The organism is Anditalea andensis, from assembly GCF_000714815.1.
GTDB classification, from domain to species: domain Bacteria; phylum Bacteroidota; class Bacteroidia; order Cytophagales; family Cyclobacteriaceae; genus Anditalea; species Anditalea andensis.
Genome location: NZ_JMIH01000021.1, coordinates 163047 through 182872 on the forward strand (window position 1 = coordinate 163047; position 19826 = coordinate 182872).

The following is a 19826-nucleotide window of genomic DNA, read 5'->3' on the forward strand; positions in this document are numbered from 1 at the left end:
ACTTATGGAAGCTTCAAGTAAAAAATATTCAAAAGATAAATATATAACCCCAACAGGTAGTAAACTCAACTGTAAAGGTTGGGTACAAGAAGCTGCCTTGAGAATGCTGCTGAACAACCTGGATCCTGCTGTGGCAGAGAAGCCGGAAGAATTGATCGTATACGGAGGTAGAGGAAAGGCGGCCCGTAATATTGAGTCGCTGGATAAAATAATAGCTTCTCTGAAAATATTAGAAGAAGATGAAACACTATTGATACAATCAGGCAAACCGGTAGGAATAGTTTCCACCCATATCAATGCCCCTAGGGTGCTCATATCAAATGCTCAGCTGGTGCCCAACTGGGCCAACTGGCAACATTTTGATAAACTGGAGAAAGCAGGACTTATGATGTATGGTCAGATGACAGCCGGGTCATGGATCTATATAGGATCTCAGGGCATTGTGCAGGGAACCTTTGAGACATTTGCAGAAATCGGCAGACAGCATTTTGGAGGTTCATTAAAAGGAACCTTGAATGTCACTGCTGGACTTGGGGGCATGGGTGGTGCTCAGCCCCTCGCCATTACGATGAATGAAGGTGTATGCCTGGTGGCCGAATCAGAAATGTGGAGAATTCAAAAAAGACTGGATACCAAATATTTAGACATAGCGGTGGAGGACATAGATCATGCTATTGATCAGGCACTTGAAGCCAAAAAGCAGGGTAAAAGCCTCTCCATCGGAGTTCCCTGTAATGCGGTAAATCTACTGAACAGACTGAAAGAAAGGGGAGTCACACCTGATACCCTAACAGATCAGACGTCAGCTCATGATCCGCTTACCGGATATTATCCCCATACTATCTCAGTAGACCAGTCCATAGCCCTGCGTGATGCTGACCCAGAAGCTTATGAAAAACTTGCCTATGAATCTATGGCAAGACATGTGGAGCTTATGCTTGAATTACAAAAAGACGGAGCGGTTACTTTTGATTATGGAAATAACCTCAGAGCTCGGGCATTCGAAAAAGGGGTAAAAAAAGCTTTTGATTTTCCAGGATTTGTACCGGCTTACATTAGACCTTTATTTTGTGAAGGAAAGGGGCCTTTTAGGTGGGCAGCTCTTTCTGGTGATCCTGAGGATATAAAAATTACAGATGAATTAATATTAAAATTGTTTCCGGAAAATGAATCTTTAAAAAAGTGGATTACTATGGCACAGAAAAGAATAGCTTTTCAGGGGCTTCCTGCCCGAATATGCTGGCTGGGTCAGGGGGAGAGGGAAAAAGCGGGCTTGGCTTTTAATGAATTGGTAAAGACAGGCAAAGTAAAGGCACCTTTGGTTATAGGAAGGGATCACTTGGACACCGGATCAGTAGCTTCTCCGAATAGAGAGACTGAATCCATGATGGACGGATCAGATGCTGTGGCTGACTGGCCGATACTGAACGCCCTGATGAATACTGCCGGTGGTGCCAGTTGGGTTTCTTTGCACCATGGTGGAGGTGTAGGTATGGGATATTCCATCCATGCGGGTATGGTGATTGTAGCTGATGGCACTGAAGAGGCCCGAATCAGACTGCAGCGGGTGCTTAGAAATGATCCGGGTATTGGCGTGATCCGTCATGCAGATGCCGGATATGATATAGCTAAAAATACTGCAAAAGAACATGGCTTGGATTTGGATACTAAACTAGGACATGATGATTATTAAGCATATTAAAGAACTATTTGGGGTAAGAGATAACCCCATTTTTTTGAAAGGAAAAGATATGGCAGTGCTACCTTCCATAAGAAATGCCTATCTTAAAGTAGAAGAAGGCAAAATAGTATCTTATGGCCCTATGGAAGAATGCCCTCCAATTAATTCAGGTGAAGAGATAGTTGATGCTTCCCGGCAATATGTTCTGCCAGCATGGTGTGATTCGCATACACACTTAGTTTTTGATGGCAGCAGAGAAGAGGAGTTTGTAGATAAGATAAAGGGAGTAACTTATGCTACTATAGCCAAAAAGGGAGGAGGAATCCTCAATTCAGCCAAGAAACTTCAGGAAGCGTCAGAGGATAGTCTTTATGAACAGGCAAAAATGAGGCTCGATGAAGTACGGCAGTCTGGAACAGGAGCCATAGAAATCAAAAGCGGGTATGGACTTACGGTGGAAGCTGAGCTGAAAATGCTGCGGGTAATCAACCGCCTACAGGAAAATTCCCCTATGGCTATTAAAGCCACCTTTCTAGGAGCCCATGCTTATCCTGAGGCCTATAAAGAAAATCACCAGGGATATCTGGATTTGATCTGTAATGAAATGATGCCTATAATAGCTGAGCTCCGACTCGCTGAATATGTGGATGTATTTTGTGAAGAAGGTTTTTTCAGTCTGGAGGAAACCCAGCAGGTGTTAGATGCAGCCAGGAAACATGGCTTTAAAATAAAATTACATGCCAACCAGCTGAAAAATTCTGGTGGTGTGCAGCTAGGGGTGAAAAATGGAGCTGTTTCTGTAGATCATTTGGAGTGTATGGGAGAAGAAGAAATTAAAATTTTAAAGACGAGTCTTACTATCCCTACGCTTTTACCTTTTGCGGCTTTCTTTCTAAGGTTTCCTTTTCAGCCAGCCAGACAGCTTATAGATGCAGGTCTGGGGGTAGCATTGGCGTCTGATTACAATCCAGGTTCTGCACCCAGTGGCAATATGCCGCTGCTGATAGCCATGAGTTGTATACAGATGAAGATGACCCCTGAGGAATCCATTAATGCCGCTACTCTCAACGGAGCATATGCTATGGGAGTGGAGAAAGAGTTGGGAAGTATAACGGTGGGCAAAAGGGCCAACTTAATATTTACAGAACCTATACCTTCTTTGGCTTATTTACCCTATGCTTTTGGAAGTAATCTTATAAATAAAGTAATGATAAACGGGAAATTTTAATAGATACTATTATGGATCATTTCCAATATTTTTCAACAGAAGATATCCTCCCCCGTGTAAAGCTAAGGGGCCATGAAGTGAAGCTAGGTCAGTACGTAAAAGTAGGGTTTGAAGGAAAAAAATTCGTTATTATCGGTATTCCTGAATCTATCGGAGTAAAGGGGAATCATGGTATTGGTGGCACAGAATCGCTTTGGGAGGCATTTTTGGATTCTTTTTTGAATATACAGAGTACCAATAGGTTTACAGGAGATGAGGTATCTATTTTAGGGTATTTTGATTTTAAAGGATTACTGGAAGGTAGTGAACTGCCGATAGACAGTTATCGTAAGGCAGTGGAAGCTATAGACCAGGAGGTATACCTAGTAGTGAGAGAAATAATCGTAAAGCACAAAATTCCTATCATCATCGGTGGGGGACATAATAATTGTTTTCCTATAATATCAGGGGTAAATGATGGATTTCTAGACTTGGAAAAGATAGCCAAAAAAGGGATAAATGTTATCAATTTAGATGCCCACAGTGATTTTCGGCCCATAGAGGGCAGACATAGTGGTAATGGTTTTCGCTATGCTTTTGAAAAGGGTATAATGAAAAAATATGCTATCATAGGACTGCATGAAAATTATAATTCACAGGCTCTCATAGAGGAAATGAGCCATAAGGCAGCCATTATTTTTAGTATGTGGGAGGACATATTTTTAAGGGGGATGATCAGTTATCCTGAAGCGGTGCACCAAGCGATATCCTTTACTAAAGGGAATTATACAGGCATAGAACTGGATATGGATGCTATAGAAGGCGTACTATCCAGCGCTATGACTCCTTCAGGTATAAGCTCAAAGCATGCCAGACAGTATGTATACCAAACAGGCATGCTATGCCAGGTGGCCTATCTGCATCTATGTGAGGGAGCCATAGTATTAGACAATGGACAAAGGGATAGTGGGACTGGAAAACTTGTAAGTTATCTTGTGAGTGATTTTATAAAAGCGCATGTCAATTTTTAAATTCTAAAGTATTGATCAGGTGCATCATATCCATTTTGATGTACTCAATGACAGGAGCCAAGGAATCATTCTTATTGGCCACATTAAAATATAGTGCTCCGCGAAGGAAATGCTGAGTAGAATCTGTAACAAAAAACTGGAACTGTGTAGGAACTTCTCCGGAAAGTTCTGCTACCACACCTGTGTATCCATGGGGAGTCATAAGGATGTTTTCTTCTATACCATATGCTTTGATCTGATGTTTGGAAGTTAGGGTAATGGCATCGCCTAGATAGGATTTTAGATTTTCTTCTTTACCTTTTATAGGCTTGTAAGTGAGATGTACTTTTGCCTCCATTCCTTCATAATGAAGGTTTATCCAGCTGGTTTCCTGTGGATTAAATTCGTCTGCTTCCACATTACTGTGTAGTGAATGTTCAAATGTATAAGGATATTCCGGAACCAAGGTAGCAAATCCTCGATCTGGAAGATCTATTCTATTATAGCCCTTTGGCTTAGGAAGATAATCATTCCCGCAAGAAGTTAAGATCGTGAGCAAACAGATATAAATAAGAAAAAGATTTTTCATGTGAGGTCAAAGATATAAAATCCATTTATACTTATGATTTCTTTTAAACGTAGATGTATACCTAATTATGGTATAAAAAAGATTTTTTAACACTTTGGCATTTCTGTTGTTTAATTCACAAGGCAATGCACTCAGCAGTGAAACTGCTTATTTATAACTTTTACACCAATTACCGCAAAAATGAAATACAATTTTAAAGATGCTCTGCTATGGCTAAACATATACATTTTATTGGCTTTGGTACCCATGGCTATAGCATTAACCGGTTCTAGCCCAGCATATAGGACTTTTTGGATAGAATTAGGGGTTGGTATGGGTTTTATAGGACTGTCCACCATGGGCCTTCAGATGATTTTCAGTGGCCGTATTAGTTCCATGGCTCCTGTCTGGGGGATGGACAATGTGTTACAGTTTCACCGTGAAATTGGTATAGTAGCTTTTCTTTTTACCTTGGCGCACCCCGTCATCCTGATACTGGCCAATCCCGAATACATAAAATATTTTGATCCGACGGTTAATCTTCCCCGTGCTTTGGCGTTAAGTTTTGTAACAGTGGCTATTTTTGCAATTATCATTTCAAGTCTATGGAGAGAAGCTTTAAAGTTAAACTATGAGTGGTGGAGGCTGATTCATGGTGCTTTGGGGTTTGGGATTGTTTTTGTAGGGATCACTCATTCTATTCAGGTAAGCCATTATTTAGATCCACTTTGGAAAAAGCTGGCTATAGGAGCCACCTTGGGTATATGTGCATATATGGTCATCCATACCAGAGTAGTAAGACCTTGGTTTAACAGTAAAAAGCTATATAGGGTAAAGGACGTCAGTCTGGAAAGAGGAGATTCCTATACGATGACGATAGCGCCGGATGGCTTCAAGAGAGCTCCTTTTAAGGCAGGCCAGTTCTTTTGGATGAGTGTAGGAGACGAGGTTTTAAAGATGCAGCAGCATCCGTTTTCAGTATCTTCAAGTGATGAAAGCCCAAATATATGTTTTACAGCAAAGGTACTTGGGGACTTCACTGCTACTTGGAAAGACATAAAAACGGGCACCCCTGTTCAGCTAGAGGGGCCTTTTGGATCATTCACCGTCAAAAAAGACCATCCACTGTTTATGGTAATGGGAGGCATAGGTGTCACACCTGCTATGAGTATCATAAGGAGTTTAGTAGATAAGAATGACAAAAGGAAAGTTATTTTGGTATATGCTAACCAAGATTGGGAATCCATCACCTATAAAGATGAATTGGATGAACTAAACAAGCTGTCCAATATAGAGGTTATTTATTCAATAGCTGAACCCCCTGCCGGGTGGTCAGGAGAGGCTGGTTTTCTGGACAAGGCATTTTTTGAGAAACATATCCCATCAAATAAAAATGAATATGTGTACTATATCTGTGGACCAGAAATAGTCATGGACATCACCGAAACAGCTCTCCGTGAACTTGGAGTAGATTGGGAACAAATATATTCAGAAAGATTTCAGATTGTATAAAAATAAATTATGTCTAAAAATAAAGTACTTTATAAGGATATTAGGTTTTCGGCGCGAATTGTTGGCGTAATACTTTTAGTATTTGTTATCCTGTTTGCCATGAGAGACATGATGGTGGGCTAGCATCCACCATCATGTCTTTATAAAATACTTAATCATCTAATGTATCTCTCCAGCCTTTAGTCTCTACGTCTCGGGCAGATTCTTCTACCTTTCCTTTTAGGTCTTTTTTGTAAGCTTCGAGTGTTTCAGAAACGCGGGCATCAAAAGCACCTATGATCGATGCACCCAGGATACCGGCGTTTTTGGCACCGTTAAGGGCGACCGTAGCTACAGGAATACCACCTGGCATTTGGAGAATGGATAGGATGCTATCCCAGCCATCTATAGAATTTGATGATTTGATAGGGACTCCTATGACGGGCAGTGTGGTAAGAGATGCCACCATCCCTGGAAGGTGAGCGGCACCTCCTGCTCCTGCTATTATGGCTTTTAACCCTCTTTTCCTGGCATTTTCAGCATATTCTATCATCCTCATAGGAGTCCGGTGTGCTGATACTATGGTCAGTTCATAAGAAACACCTAATTCTTCTAAAATTTTAGCAGCTTCCGCCATGATGGGCAAATCACTTTTGCTGCCCATGATGATCCCTATTTGTTTGCTCATGTTTATGCTTTGATCTTTAAAATATCTTTTATTTTAATGGCTTTCTTCTTCAGGGCTTCCATGTTTTCTTCCAAGATGGTAACATGCCCCATTTTTCGGAAAGGCTTGGTGTTTTTCTTGCCGTAAAGATGAACATAAACCCCTTTCATACCTAACACTTCATCTAGTCCTTCGATTACAGCTTCTCCTTCATATCCATCCTGACCCAGCAGATTTACCATCGCTGACGGCATTCGCAATGAAGTATCACCAAGGGGCATATCGAGTACAGAACGTAAATGTTGTTCAAATTGAGAAGTATAATTAGCTTCTATGGTATGATGGCCACTGTTATGGGGCCTAGGAGCGATTTCGTTTACCAGTACCTCCCCGTTTTTGGTGACAAACATTTCTACAGCAAGTAGCCCTACCATATCCAACTTTTCGATTACATTTAAAGCTATGGCAACAGCCCGTTCACTTATGGCTTCGGAAATATTGGCAGGAGCAAATAAATATTCAACCAGATTAGCAGTGGGATGAAAAGCACACGATACAGGTGGGTAGGAAAACAGCTGACCCTGCTTATTACGGGCTACGATTACGGCTATTTCTTCTTCAAAATCAATGAGCTTCTCCAGAATACCCGGTTTATTAAATGCTTTGTCAATATCAGCAATATCGTGAATGATCTGCACGCCTCTCCCATCATAACCTTCTTTGCCTAGCTTGTTTACAGCCGGTAAAAAATCAGAGTGCTTTTTGACTTCTTCTATGTCATCTACCAAGTAAAATTCAGAAGTTGGTATTTGGTTCTCTTTATAAAACTGTTTTTGGGTTCTTTTGTCCTGAATTAGTTTAATGATAGCAGGTTGGGGATATACTTCTTTTCCTTCTGCTACGAGTCTTTCAAGGGCATCAGTGTTTACACTTTCTATTTCTATAGTAATGATATCGCAGTCTTTACCAAAATTATATACATCATCAAAATCCAATAACTGTCCCTGTACGAATTGCTGAGCTATGGTCCTGCAGGGGGCATTCGGGTCAGGATCAAGGATATGTACATCTACATTATAATTTATGGCCGATTGAATAAACATTCTTCCCAGCTGGCCACCGCCCAGTACACCTAATTTTTTTTTCTGATAGTTTTTTTGCACCGTCAAAAGTTTTTTGGTTAGTCACTTAAAATTAAGACAAATATAAATAACCTTTAACCTTTCCTGAATAAAATAAGTAGGTGATACCTGTTTTATGGGCGCCCCTCAGTAGGATTTTTAGGTACTTTTCGTTTACTAAACCTACTCCTGAAATAAGAAAAAAGAATCAAAACAATCGCCGCTACCAATAATAAATGGATGATGCTACCGATGACATAAATAAACGCCCCTACTACCCATCCTACTACCAATAGGATTGCCAATAAATATAATAAAGTTCTCATATTTGAAATTGATAAATTTTAGAATGCGGTTAATTTAAAAAACTGCACTGAATGTATTATAGTTTAAAATAGGTGCCAACTTTCCATAAGCATAAATGATTTAAAACCTGATAATTCTTATAGCAGATGTTTTAAGTTAGCTTTAAAACAAAAAAAGCACTACAAGGAATGTAGTGCTTCTAATAAGTGGAATAAGGCTAGACCCTTCGTCCACCTATAATATTGAATAATACTGCGATTACTGCTAAGACTAATAAAATGTGAATCAGCCCACCGGCACTATAAACAAATGCCCCGAAAATCCATCCTATTACTAGGATTACTGCGATGATATAAAGAATAGATCCCATTATAAATATGGTTTAGTGGTTAAAATAAATTTACAATATCAAATAAACAAAATTTGCGCCAATTACATAAAAAGCTCAAAAAACAATATAAATAATTATAAAAATGGTATTTATATCCATTTTATAATCTTCAAGCTTTTGTCATATACGGCTGCCACCAATAATACGGAATAGTACTGCAATAACTGCCAACACCAAAAGGATATGTATAAGACCGCCTACACTGTAAACGAAAGCACCGAATATCCATCCTATGACTAAAATGATCGCAATTAAATAAAGTAAAGAACTCATGATATAAATGTTTAGTGGTTGATAATATATTTTTACAACATACGTTTGACAACTTCAATGCCAATTTGATTTTTATAAAAATTTTATCCCCATCAGTTCCATAAGCTTATGTGCATTAAAACTAGGACAGGGCCCTTTTTTTAGCGTATAATCAAAAAGGATTTTGTCATCCTTAATATCAGAGTGGAAGCTGTAGTTTACTACCCCCGGCAATGACCTATCCGCGAGCTCTATATCGTGGGTGGAAATGATTCCTTTGCTTTGGGAAGCTGATAGCTGGCGGATGAGTGCTTCGCTGCCCATTACCCTATCTGTAGTATTGGTGCCCTTTAATATTTCATCGAGTAAGAAAAACATAGGCTTATCTTGTTCTGCCTGATCGAGTAATCCTTTTATACGGGCTAATTCTGCATAAAAGGAACTTACACTTTCGCCCAGGTTATCTGTATTTCTCATGCTCGTGAAAAGCTGGAAATCTCCTGAAATATATTCTTCGGCAAATGGGCTCAACCCTAGATTAACTAAAACCATATTTGTGCCTACTGTTCTCATAAAAGTAGTTTTTCCTGACATATTAGAGCCAGTTAATAGCACAATCTTATCCTCTATGGGAAGGTTAAAATCATTTGGGACACAACTATCTGGCAGGATAAGTGGATGCCGGATGGCTTTTACCTTTAAGGTAGGCTCTTTAACCCATTGAACAGCCGTTGTATTTTTTTCTTCCTTTTCGAATGCAGCCAGCGATACCATTACCTGCCACTCATCAAAACACTGCTGCCAAAGGTGTATATGACTTTCGTTTTGGATTTTCCATTTTTCTAGCCTTAGAAGTACAATATAATCTACCCAAAAAAGAAAATTAAAAATCATATAAACCAAATTGGCCCTGTTTTGAACAGCGAAACTTTGCTGTTCAAGTGATCTCAAAGAAACCGAGGCTCTGAAATTCTTTTCGAATATAGGTTGTTGAAGTTTCACAAGATATGGATCTTCAAAGCTTAAATTTTCCATTAAAATAGCCCATGCTGTAAATGTTTTAACATCACCTTCGTTAGGCATTGCGTTGGCAGCGGCTATTAGGGGCTTAAACACCAGACTCAGGGCTATCAGTGAAATGAGTAACCATACAGACAGAAACACCGGGGATATCAAGCCGAATAGTACAGCTGATAAAATGAATAGTCCAGCCATAGGGCCTAGTATCAATGGTAAGTAATAACCTTTCTTCCACTGATTTCCTGTTTTGATCCAATCATAAAAGGCTATTTTGGGTTTTTCATCTTTTAAAAATGCTTTTCCAAATGCTTCAAAGTGAAGCAAAAAGTCAGATTTAATCGATAATTCTTTTATAGCATCAAACCTTTTTTCGGCCACTGCAGCTGATACCAATGTTTTCATCTCATTAGCCAATCTTAACCTGCCTTCCTTGCTTACCGTGTGGTTTAGCAATTGGAAAAGAGAGTGTTCGCCAAATAGGTCCAGGTCATTGCTGAATGGATGTTTTTTATCTATAAATTCCTGGCCCTGATCAAAGGAGGCCAGTTTTCTGCTTTTCCTGAGATTTTCATCTTCTTTGATCTGGATGACTGCTTTCAGAAAAGCCTGCCTATCTTTAAGAGTATTGAATCTTTTAATTAAATAGACAAATAATATGCTCATCGGAAAAAAAAGAAAGAGGAGCCACCGCATCTCTGATAAGCCTACTATAACCACAGCCAATAACGCAAAAAACAAAACAAGCCTGCTGATAGATAAGCCAGCAATTTTTTTGCCTGTAAGGCTTAGCTCTTTTTCAGGATGGTCTAAATTAAAATCAATTTGCATCTGTTATAAATTTTATTTGTCGGTCAAAACATGTCCTCCCCAAAGCTAGGGTTGGAATCTCGCAAAAGGTAACCAGTCATCTGTGTGAGCAGCTATTTGAAACTACAGACAGGACTACTGCGTTAGTAACATATGGCTAAGAAGAATAAAAAACCAAAAAGCAATAGTTCGGATAAGGAACAATTAGCAGATGAGCTTGATTTTACAAGTGGTTTTGGGGGCTTTCCCTCAGATGTTGAATTTACCCGTAATATAGGTTGCGCTTCAAACAGTAAAAAAAAAGATTACCAAAACATCTACTTAATACTCAATCTTTAATCATATCAATCTTCCTTTTGATTATTATTGAGAGATATGGCGGGATTGCCCTCAGGAAAATAGTGGTTAACATCTCTCTGAGGGAATGGTACTTCTATATCATTTGCTTCAAAAGCTTCTTTTATCGCTTCCATATTATCCCAATATACTGGCCATAGATCTGCTGCATTGGCCCATGCCCTTACCGTAAGATCCAGTGAACTGTCTCCAAAGTTAGTGAAATAAACCACAGGAGCTGGATCTTCCAATACCCTTTCATCTTTCTGCAGGGTATCTATAATCACTTGCCTGGTTTTTTTTAGATCAGTTCCATATGCTACACCCAGGTTCATTTCCACTCTTCTGGTAGGTTTGGCAGATAGATTGGTAATGCTGTTATTAGCTAGTCCACCGTTAGGTATCACGACTACCTTATTATCAAAATTCCGTACTGTAGTATATAATATATCAATTTTTTCTACACTACCTAAAGTACCCTGTGCTTCAATAGTCTCCCCTACTTTGAAAGGTTTAAATATCAGGATAAGGACCCCTCCCGCAAAATTGGATAATGATCCCTGTAAAGCAAGACCTACTGCCAATCCTGCTGCTCCCAGAATGGCCAAAAAGGATGTAATGGGGAAACCTAATGTGGAGGCTACTGCTAAGATGAGCACCACATAAAGTACTACCCTTAAGAAGCTCAGTAGAAAAATAGATAAAGATGCTTCTATTTCATATTTGGAAAAAATCTTGGTAATGGTATCTATGATTACCCTGATCAAAAACCTACCTATAAAATAATATAGAAGTGCCTGAAGCAATATAGGGATGATAATCCAAGCATAAGTAATTACCCCTTTAGTAAAGTCTTCAATAGAAGAAATATCAAAATCCATAAATTATATAAAATTATTCAATCGATAAAATTAATAATTATAAACATATATTAAGAGTCTAAATAGGATAAAAATCAACTGAGGGCGATCACCTGCCACCTAAATGCCCAAAACCAGCGTATGCTAATCATACTCCAGCCTGATTTTTTTAGGACGGAAGTAATGTCGCCTGATTTGAAACTTCTCAATACCGATAGTGGACCGTCATTTTTTACCATTTCAGATTTTGAGAATAATTTTGTAATATATTTTATACTGTAATAGGCTAAAGGATGTCGGTGGAGGTCGTTTATGATCAGGCCGATAGTAGCATTATGCTTAAAACTCTGAAACATTTTGACGAGCTCATCATCAGTGAAATGATGGGTAAAAAGTGTGCAGGTAATGATATCCATTTTTTCCTTGGCAAAGGTTTCGTCGAATACATCTGCAGTATGATATACCACATTCTGAAGGTCTTTTAAGTTATCTTTGGCCATTTCTATAATATGTGGATTAGCATCCAATGCATGTATGGTTATTTTGGTACCATTTTTAATAGCCCATGAAGCGATTAACCGGACCATATCCCCTCCTCCACAGCCTATATCTGCTATATGGTAGTGAGGCTGAGGGTGATCTTTAATCACCTTGGACAATGCCGTGGTGAGTACTTTATTCCCTCCCAATAATTTGTTTACAATTTTTAATTCATGCAATGTTTGCTTCATCTCAGGGCCTGCTGAAGTAAAGTCATCCATCAATTCTTTCTGATAGCTTCTTTGTTTAAAAGATATCATAATTTTTCAAGGAGTAAAGTTTCAAGGGTAAGGCCTGGTCCAAAGCCCATCGCAAGGGTGTCCCCCTGCTGTCCGGGATGGCTAAGAATAGCATTCAGAACAAATAATATGGTAGCTGATGACATGTTTCCATATTTGCTTAATATACTATGGGCATGTAGATTTTGTTCAGGCTGTATACCAAAAGATTCTTCTACTTTTTTCAAAATAAGTTTGCCGCCTGGATGGATGGCAAAATTCTTAATAGCAGATAAGTTATATTTGTTTTCCAGTTTACTTTTCAGAGCGTCTATACCTTTTTCTAAAAGACCGGGGATATATTTGCTTAATTTCATCTCAAAACCGTAATCCCCAATATGCCAGGCCATATCATTTTTTCCCTCCCGGACCAAATTGCTCTGATAGCTTTTGATTTTCATACCTATAGGTTCTGAAGAGATAAGTGCTGCAGCCGCTCCGTCCGCAAACAGGGCATTGGCCAGCAGGTTGTCTTCGTTATATTCTTTTTGAAAGTGAATGGTACATAATTCGACCGAAACCACCAACACCTTGGCAGCAGGATCGCTATCGCAAATTCTATCTGCCATTTTTATGGCAGTAAATGCGGCATAGCAGCCCATGAAATGAATACAGTAACGTTCTATGGTATCATTTAGGCCTAAGCTGTCTATAATATCCAGTTCAACACCAGGTGCATACATGCCCGTACAGCTTACCAATATCAGATGAGTGATTTCTTGTGATTGATAAGGAGAAGATGCCAGACAGTCTTCTATAGCGGATATAGCGAGAGATGGAGCGGTCTGTTGAAAAATCTTCATACGTTGCTGGGTACTGGGAAATGGATTTAATGAGCGGTTGTTTGGAAAAAAAGTAAATTTAGAAGGATCGTCAAAGTTAAAATCACCCAGTACGCTATATCTACTTTGAATCCCTGAATGTCTGTATATAAAATTTAATTTTCGGGCCTCCTCTTCCCTGGTGTCCAATCCGTGGGCTATATTCATAAATGCTTTAATGGTATCCTGGGGAATCGCTTCTCCGGGAGAGGCAGTTCCTATGCTAACAATATGGTTCTTCATCTAAATAATTTAGTGTAAATTGTTATATATTGGGTGAGTTACTTATAAAACATAGTATATAGCTAAAAGTTACTTTTAAAAATGATATATGTTTAGACTATCGAACTGGAGACATCTTAGAGTATCCTTTTCATTTTACCTCTTACCCGTTTTTATTTTTGCTTTAGCTCATACGCCTAACTTAGACCCGTATAGGCTATGGATTGTTTTTTTTGCACTTCATTTTTTTTTGTATCCGTCCAGTAATGGATACAACAGCTACTATGATAAAGATGAGGGGAGCATAGGGGGGTTAAAGCATCCGCCAAAAGTATCAAGGGGTCTGTATTATTTATCTTTCGTGTTTTTGGGTATAGCACTTATGTTGGGGTTACAGATAAATATAGCTTTCACCGCTATGATGGGACTATATGCCGTTGTATCCATGGCTTATAGTCACCCCAGCATACGCTTAAAAAAATATCCAATCGCTGGATGGCTTGTAGCAGGGATGTTTCAGGGCTATTTTACTTATGCCATGGTATATGCTGGGTTGAACGGATTTGGCTGGCACGTTCTCTCAAGTTCACATGTATACATTCCCGGCATGCTTACCAGTATCATGATCTGGGGCAATTATCCCCTGACCCAGGTCTATCAACATGAAGAGGATAGCAAAAGAGGAGATATTACCATGAGTATCAAGCTAGGAATAAAAGGGACTTTTTACTTTTCAAGTTTATGGTTTTTACTCGCAGGACTGGGTTTTAGCTATTATTTTATAGCACAAAACCAGTTTTGGGCATTCTGGGCTTTTTTAGCGGCCATGTTCCCTTCTGTAATATATTTTTATGTTTGGTTTTATTTTGTCAATAAGGACGCTGAAAGGTATGCTAGCTATGCATGGGCGATGTGGATGGTTAGAATAGCAGCCACCCTACTCAATTTATTCTTTGTTTATTATTTTCTGGAACGAACCCAGCTGCTTCAGGTTATCGATTCGGGGTTTTGATTTCTTTAATAATGTTTATACAATAATCCGGCCGTGCGTATTTTTGATGATTTGAGTTCCTATATATGATGATTTTTGTAATAGGGCTACTGCTATATTGGAAGAAAGATTTGTTCCAAAAAGTTTTTGTACCGTACGGCCTACCCTTAGTCGGGTTTTAAAATTTTTAGTCCAGTTATCCACATATTGGCGTTCGATATCATTTCTGTTTTTATTTTGCAGAATGGCTTCAGCAGCCAGTTTACCTGAATGTATCGCTATAGCCATGCCATTGCCACAGAGTGGAGTGATCAGACCTGATGCATCTCCTATCATCAAAATGTGGTTATTGATCGGTTCTTTAGAGGAAAAATTCACTTCATTAATCACCTCCGGTTTTTCGAAGAGAAAATCACTGTTATGGAAAAGAGCTGATATGATAGGATTCTTATGGAGGACCTGTTTTTCCATTTCAGATATGTTCCCATATTTTTTTAACTGATGCTTGCTTCCAAGATAGCAAATATTAAAAGTGTCTTTTGCCACCTTATTTATCCCGAGATATCCTCCTTCAAAGTTGTGTAAAGCTACTATATGTGATGGAAAATCTGTTTTCACATGATATTTTACACCTATATATGGGGTTCTGGTATTTATAAAGGGCCGGGACAGGGATTTATCCATCTTTGATCTTTTTCCAAAGGCTCCCAATACATAGTTAGATGTTATAGAAGTTCCATCACTGAGATTTACATCAAAAAGGTTGCTTTTATTATTATAATTAACATCCAATACCTGTGTTTCCAAAAGGAACTGAACATTTATTTCCAAACATTTTTCATATAAAAATTGGTCGAAATGGTATCTACTTATACCAAATCCTCCAAGATCAAGTGGTAGGTCTACCATTTTACCAGAGATAGCGCTTAGCCGGAAGGTGGAAATATTTATAGGATCGTGTTCATAGGGATAAAGGTTTTCTTTGATAAGAAAATTTTTGACTTCATTGGACACATACTCTCCGCATACCCTATGGAAGGGATAAGTTTTTTTCTCTACTACTGTTACTTTTTTACCTCCTTTGGCCAGAAGATAAGCTGTAGTCAAACCGCCTAGCCCACCTCCTATCACCACTACTTTATCATCCATAGCGCTTTACCCTTTATTGTCCTTTTGTTCCGTTCATAAAATAATTTAACTAAAAGAAATATATTATATTAATTCAAAGTTAATTTGGCCATTCAACCAATTCTAAACTGATTAATTAATACAGATGTTTTCATCCAGTAATTTAAGGCAGGTGGTTTTGAGTACTTTGCTGTTAGGTGCTATCTTCTTCTCAGAGGACGTACAGGCCCAAAGGAAAAAGAAAAAAACCAACACAACTGCCAGTACATCATCTGATGCTCCTGCAAAAGCTGCTGCTGCAAAAAATGGCATCAAAGCTTATACCGAGGTTATCACTGCCAAAGCCAATTCAAAAGAAGGATTATTTAAGGTCCATGAAGTGGAGGGTAAATATTACTATGAGATTCCTGACAGTCTTATAGGAAGAGAAATGCTGATGGTCACGACTATAGCCAAGACCGCTGAAGGTATCGGGTATGGCGGAGAGCGTACCAATACTCAAATGCTCCGATGGGATAAAAGGAATGATGATAAGGTAATCTTAAAACTGGTTTCATATAAAAATACTGCTGCAGATTCATTGCCTATCTTTCAGGCCGTCAGAAACTCTAATCTAGAACCGATCATCTATACCTTTGATGTGAAGGCCAAATCCAAAGAGGATGATGGTGTGGTCATAGAGGTAACCGATCTTTTTACCAAAGATGTCCAGGCCATAGGTTTACCAAAAAATAGAAGAACGGAGTATAAAGTCACCAGACTGGAACCAGAAAAATCATATATTGAAAACATCAATACCTATCCTATCAATATAGAAAGTCGGTACGTAATGACTTATGCTGCCTCTGAACCACCATCTAATTCCAGTACGGGTACAATTACGGTGGAATTGAACAGTTCCATGCTGCTTTTACCCAAAACCCCAATGAAGCAGCGGCTATCTGATAGAAGGGTAGGATGGTTCAATACTACAGTAACAGATTATGGACTTGACGAGCAGAGGGCCACTAAACGGACCTATCTGGATAGGTGGAGATTAGAAGTAAAAGAGGAGGATATTGAAAAATTCAGAGCGGGGGAATTGGTAGAACCTAAAAAGCCGATAATTTATTATATAGATCCTGCCACTCCGGATAAATGGAGGCCTTTTTTGAAGCAAGGTGTAGAAGACTGGAATGTGGCTTTTGAAGCTGCAGGATTTAAAAATGCCATTCAGGCAAAAGATGCACCCACCCCAGAAGAAGATCCGGGATGGAGTGCTGAAGATGCAAGGTATTCAGTCATCAGGTATTTCGCATCTGATATACAGAATGCGTATGGCCCCCATGTATCTGATCCAAGATCAGGGGAAATATTGGAATCAGATATAGGTTGGTATCACAATGTGATGAATTTATTGAGAAATTGGTATTTTATACAGACTGCTGCGGTAAATCCAGATGCCAGAAGCGTCAAATTCAAAGATGATGTAATGGGTAGACTTATTCGATTTGTTTCATCCCATGAAGTAGGGCACACGCTGGGACTTCCCCATAATTTTGCTTCTTCTCATGCTATACCGGTGGATTCGCTTAGAAGTGCGTCGTTTACAAACAAATATGGTACCGCCCCCTCTATTATGGATTATGCAAGATTTAACTATGTGGCGCAGCCTGAAGATGAGGGTGTAAGCCTTTTTCCTGAGGTGGGGGTATATGATAAATATGCCATAGCATGGGGATATAGACCTATATTGGATGCAGTTACACCAGAAGATGAACAATCAGAATTAAATGAGTGGATTACATCTAAAAAAGGTGATCCGCTGTATAGATACGGAAGGCAGGGTAATTCATATGATCCGAGTACCCAAAGCGAAGATTTAGGAGATGATGCCATGAAAGCATCCGGTTATGGGATTAAAAACCTAAAGCGAATTATGCCCAATCTTATGGCATGGACAGCTGAGGAAGACAAACCTTATAAAGATTACAGCGATCTGAATGAAATGTATGGGCAGGTATTAGCACAATATAACCGGTACATGGGTCATGTAAGGACTAATGTGGGTGGTGTCTATGAAGTGTACCGATCTTCAGGTGATGATGAGAATGTGTATACGCATACCGATAAAAAAATTCAAAAAGAAGCAGTTAAGTTTTTGAACAAAGAGCTATTTGCTACCCCTACCTGGCTTATTGATAATACAATAATTGCACGTACCGAAGACTTTGGTGCTTTAGAAAGGATCAGAGGTATACAAGTGGGAACACTGGATAATTTATTGGATTTTGGAAGATTGGGCAGGCTAATAGAAAACGAAGCTATAAATGGCAAACAGGCTTATACCATGTTAGAGCTATTCGATGATCTACGCGATGGCATTTGGACAGAGTTAAACGCCGGAAAGACGATAGATGTTCACCGTCGATCTTTACAAAGAGCACATTTGGAGAGACTATCTGTACTGATGAATGATGATGAGCCTAAGATACCATCCCAATATAGAAGATATGTGGGTGCACAGATCAATGCATCCCAATCTGATATCAGACCTTTGGTAAGGGGAGAACTGAAAACACTTCAGCGTCAGGTAAGAGCTGCTATCCCACGTACATCAGACAGGGTTTCAAAATTACACCTGGAAGATAGTCTAGAAAGAATAAGCATAATGTTAGATCCTAAGTAGGAAGATACTTAGTAGTTTATTACAGAATAAAGGGGAGACAAAAGTTCTCCCTTTTTTATGGATATTCTTGTTTTGTTACGTAGGAGAATTATTTTTACATTTCATACGTTACAAACCTAAAAATCAGACTATGTCCCAAAATACCGCAGACATTCTTAAAGATCATAATTTACGGGTTACCAGCTGCCGGAGAGATGTTTTAAGTTCTTTTTTTAAAAGACAGGAGGCACTTTCCCACTCGGATTTAGAAGAGGAACTAAAAGATGATTTTGACAGGGTCACTATATATAGGACCTTGAAGACTTTTTTGGAAAATGACCTTATACATAAGGTATTGGATGACAGCGGAGCGACGAAATATGCCCTTTGCTTACACGAACATAGCAGTGAATCCCATCATCATCAGCATGATCATGTTCATTTCAAATGTGAAAAATGCGGCAAAACAAATTGTATAGAAGAAATTTCCCTGCCTATGGTGAGTTTGCCAAACGGTTACATCGGCAAGGATGCGAGTTTACTCATACAGGGAATCTGTAATAAGTGCAGTTAAAATTCTAATAATTCAGGCTTTGCCTTTTTAGGGGCATCTTTTGGCCAAATTACGCCCGGGGGCAGGTCTATTTTAGGTGGTGTCAGATCTTCTACTCCACCGTCACCATCATCTGTATCATTATCTTTTTTGTTTTTACGCGCCTTGGTCATGGTAGCCACAAAATAGATTAACACTACATAGGCCATTCCGCACAAAACCAAATCAATAAATAGGCTGCTCATGTCTATAAAAATTTAAATTTTTTACTTTTATTATAATGCTCAAAAATCTAACCATAAGCTTCTTATGTTTGTTAGAAAAAAATAAAATTAACCTTCCTATTTAGATATGATTTGCTTAATAGGTGATATCATTAGATATTTGCGCTCTGAAATAGCAAAATCATGATTATAAAAACCAAAAAGTATAAATTAGAAACCGGTACTTATATCAAGCTCGGGCTTCGAAATGTTTTTAAAGAACAATGGTGGGTTATTTTTATTGCCCTTGCTATTGCTTCCGGATATTTTTTTATAGCCTCGTGGTGGTGGATCAGTATGGCCATTTTGGCTTATGTACTGTATTTGCTTTTTTGGGTAATACAGTTTGCAGGAGTGACCCAAATGGAGCAGAACAAAGTGATGTTTACCAAACTTGCCTATGAAATAGACAGTAGACAGGTGCTGATGAAGGTCAATACCAAGCAAGGTATGCCCGTAAATTGGGATATGATCAAAAAAGCGTATATTGATAAAGATGCCTTTGTCCTGATTATGTCAAAGGCCCAGTTTATACACCTTCCATTTAGGATATTCAATAGCCCCAATGAAAAAAAATTTATGGAGACTATTTTAAAAAGGAAAGCACTTGTTTAAACAAAATTATATCTGAAATTTAAAGTTTTACATTATGCTTTATCTTCATGG

At 38.8% G+C, this 19826-nt stretch carries 21 protein-coding genes; 9 read left to right on the top strand and 12 right to left on the bottom strand.

Annotated elements, in window-relative coordinates; translation table 11 throughout:
- The first annotated feature begins 4 nt into the window (after positions 1-4).
- Genes hutU through EL17_RS12610 form a run of 3 tightly spaced genes read left to right on the top strand, consistent with a single transcriptional unit; the run spans position 5 to position 3919 of the window.
- Complete coding sequence (hutU, locus tag EL17_RS12600) at positions 5-1693, top strand: urocanate hydratase (protein ID WP_035074468.1); 1689 nt, start codon at positions 5-7, stop codon at positions 1691-1693.
- A complete protein-coding gene (gene hutI / locus EL17_RS12605) occupies positions 1680-2909 on the top strand; it encodes an imidazolonepropionase (protein WP_240485990.1) in 1230 nt (409 codons plus the stop codon). The genes hutU and hutI overlap by 14 nt, the downstream gene beginning before the upstream one ends.
- Positions 2910-2920: 11 nt before the next feature.
- The gene (locus tag EL17_RS12610) at positions 2921-3919 is read left to right on the top strand and encodes a formimidoylglutamase (protein WP_035074470.1); all 999 of its coding nucleotides are present in this window, start codon (positions 2921-2923) and stop codon (positions 3917-3919) included.
- On the opposite strand, the gene gldD is transcribed toward EL17_RS12610, so the two are convergent.
- On the bottom strand, positions 3909-4487 hold the full coding sequence (gene gldD / locus EL17_RS12615) for a gliding motility lipoprotein GldD (protein ID WP_035074472.1): 579 nt from the start codon (positions 4485-4487) through the stop codon (positions 3909-3911). The genes EL17_RS12610 and gldD overlap by 11 nt on opposite strands.
- A 180-nt stretch (positions 4488-4667) precedes the next feature.
- On the opposite strand from gldD, the gene EL17_RS12620 reads away from it, so the two are divergent.
- Complete coding sequence (locus EL17_RS12620; protein ID WP_035074473.1) at positions 4668-5978, top strand: ferredoxin reductase family protein; 1311 nt, start codon at positions 4668-4670, stop codon at positions 5976-5978.
- Between the two features lie 151 nt (positions 5979-6129).
- Here EL17_RS12620 and purE read toward each other — a convergent pair whose 3' ends face one another.
- From purE to EL17_RS12640, 6 genes are all read right to left on the bottom strand, one after another.
- On the bottom strand, positions 6130-6645 hold the full coding sequence (gene purE, locus EL17_RS12625) for a 5-(carboxyamino)imidazole ribonucleotide mutase (RefSeq protein WP_035074475.1): 516 nt from the start codon (positions 6643-6645) through the stop codon (positions 6130-6132).
- 2 nt (positions 6646-6647) lie between these two features.
- Complete coding sequence (locus EL17_RS12630) at positions 6648-7787, bottom strand: 5-(carboxyamino)imidazole ribonucleotide synthase (protein ID WP_035074677.1); 1140 nt, start codon at positions 7785-7787, stop codon at positions 6648-6650.
- Between the two features lie 92 nt (positions 7788-7879).
- Entirely contained in the window at positions 7880-8071 is a 192-nt protein-coding gene (locus EL17_RS12635; protein ID WP_035074477.1) for a lmo0937 family membrane protein, read from the bottom strand.
- Between the two features lie 197 nt (positions 8072-8268).
- Entirely contained in the window at positions 8269-8421 is a 153-nt protein-coding gene (locus EL17_RS23550) for a lmo0937 family membrane protein (RefSeq protein WP_143959299.1), read from the bottom strand.
- A 141-nt stretch (positions 8422-8562) separates the two neighbouring features.
- The gene (locus EL17_RS23555; protein WP_164675079.1) at positions 8563-8715 is read right to left on the bottom strand and encodes a lmo0937 family membrane protein; all 153 of its coding nucleotides are present in this window, start codon (positions 8713-8715) and stop codon (positions 8563-8565) included.
- Between the two features lie 72 nt (positions 8716-8787).
- A complete protein-coding gene (locus EL17_RS12640; RefSeq protein ID WP_035074479.1) occupies positions 8788-10542 on the bottom strand; it encodes a MutS-related protein in 1755 nt (584 codons plus the stop codon).
- Positions 10543-10674: 132 nt separating this feature from the next.
- On the opposite strand from EL17_RS12640, the gene EL17_RS12645 reads away from it, so the two are divergent.
- On the top strand, positions 10675-10860 hold the full coding sequence (locus EL17_RS12645; RefSeq protein WP_035074481.1) for a hypothetical protein: 186 nt from the start codon (positions 10675-10677) through the stop codon (positions 10858-10860).
- Positions 10861-10865: 5 nt separating this feature from the next.
- Here the strand turns inward: EL17_RS12645 and EL17_RS12650 are convergent, their stop codons facing one another.
- The 3 genes from EL17_RS12650 to EL17_RS12660 all read right to left on the bottom strand — a co-directional run bounded on the left by EL17_RS12650 (position 10866) and on the right by EL17_RS12660 (position 13599).
- Positions 10866-11738 carry a mechanosensitive ion channel family protein gene (locus EL17_RS12650; RefSeq protein WP_035074484.1) on the bottom strand — a complete coding sequence of 291 codons (873 nt, stop codon included), beginning with the start codon at positions 11736-11738 and terminating at the stop codon, positions 10866-10868.
- A gap of 74 nt (positions 11739-11812) precedes the next feature.
- Complete coding sequence (locus EL17_RS12655; protein ID WP_035074486.1) at positions 11813-12517, bottom strand: methyltransferase domain-containing protein; 705 nt, start codon at positions 12515-12517, stop codon at positions 11813-11815.
- Complete coding sequence (locus EL17_RS12660; RefSeq protein WP_035074489.1) at positions 12514-13599, bottom strand: type III polyketide synthase; 1086 nt, start codon at positions 13597-13599, stop codon at positions 12514-12516. The genes EL17_RS12655 and EL17_RS12660 overlap by 4 nt, the downstream gene beginning before the upstream one ends.
- A gap of 88 nt (positions 13600-13687) precedes the next feature.
- Between EL17_RS12660 and EL17_RS12665 the strand changes: the two genes are divergently transcribed.
- Positions 13688-14590, top strand: coding sequence for a UbiA family prenyltransferase (locus EL17_RS12665; RefSeq protein ID WP_035074491.1), 903 nt, complete (start codon positions 13688-13690; stop codon positions 14588-14590).
- A gap of 15 nt (positions 14591-14605) precedes the next feature.
- Here the strand turns inward: EL17_RS12665 and EL17_RS12670 are convergent, their stop codons facing one another.
- On the bottom strand, positions 14606-15718 hold the full coding sequence (locus tag EL17_RS12670; RefSeq protein ID WP_035074495.1) for an NAD(P)/FAD-dependent oxidoreductase: 1113 nt from the start codon (positions 15716-15718) through the stop codon (positions 14606-14608).
- Between the two features lie 124 nt (positions 15719-15842).
- On the opposite strand from EL17_RS12670, the gene EL17_RS12675 reads away from it, so the two are divergent.
- Entirely contained in the window at positions 15843-18365 is a 2523-nt protein-coding gene (locus EL17_RS12675) for a zinc-dependent metalloprotease (protein ID WP_035074499.1), read from the top strand.
- 130 nt (positions 18366-18495) lie between these two features.
- Positions 18496-18918: a Fur family transcriptional regulator gene (locus EL17_RS12680; protein WP_035074502.1), complete on the top strand. Its 423-nt coding sequence runs from the start codon at positions 18496-18498 to the stop codon at positions 18916-18918.
- Here EL17_RS12680 and EL17_RS12685 read toward each other — a convergent pair.
- Positions 18915-19142, bottom strand: a complete 228-nt coding sequence (locus EL17_RS12685; protein WP_035074505.1) for a hypothetical protein — start codon at positions 19140-19142, stop codon at positions 18915-18917. The two genes, EL17_RS12680 and EL17_RS12685, sit on opposite strands and share 4 nt — an antisense overlap.
- Positions 19143-19304: 162 nt before the next feature.
- Between EL17_RS12685 and EL17_RS12690 the strand changes: the two genes are divergently transcribed.
- Entirely contained in the window at positions 19305-19775 is a 471-nt protein-coding gene (locus EL17_RS12690) for a YcxB family protein (protein ID WP_035074508.1), read from the top strand.
- Positions 19776-19826 lie beyond the last annotated feature (51 nt).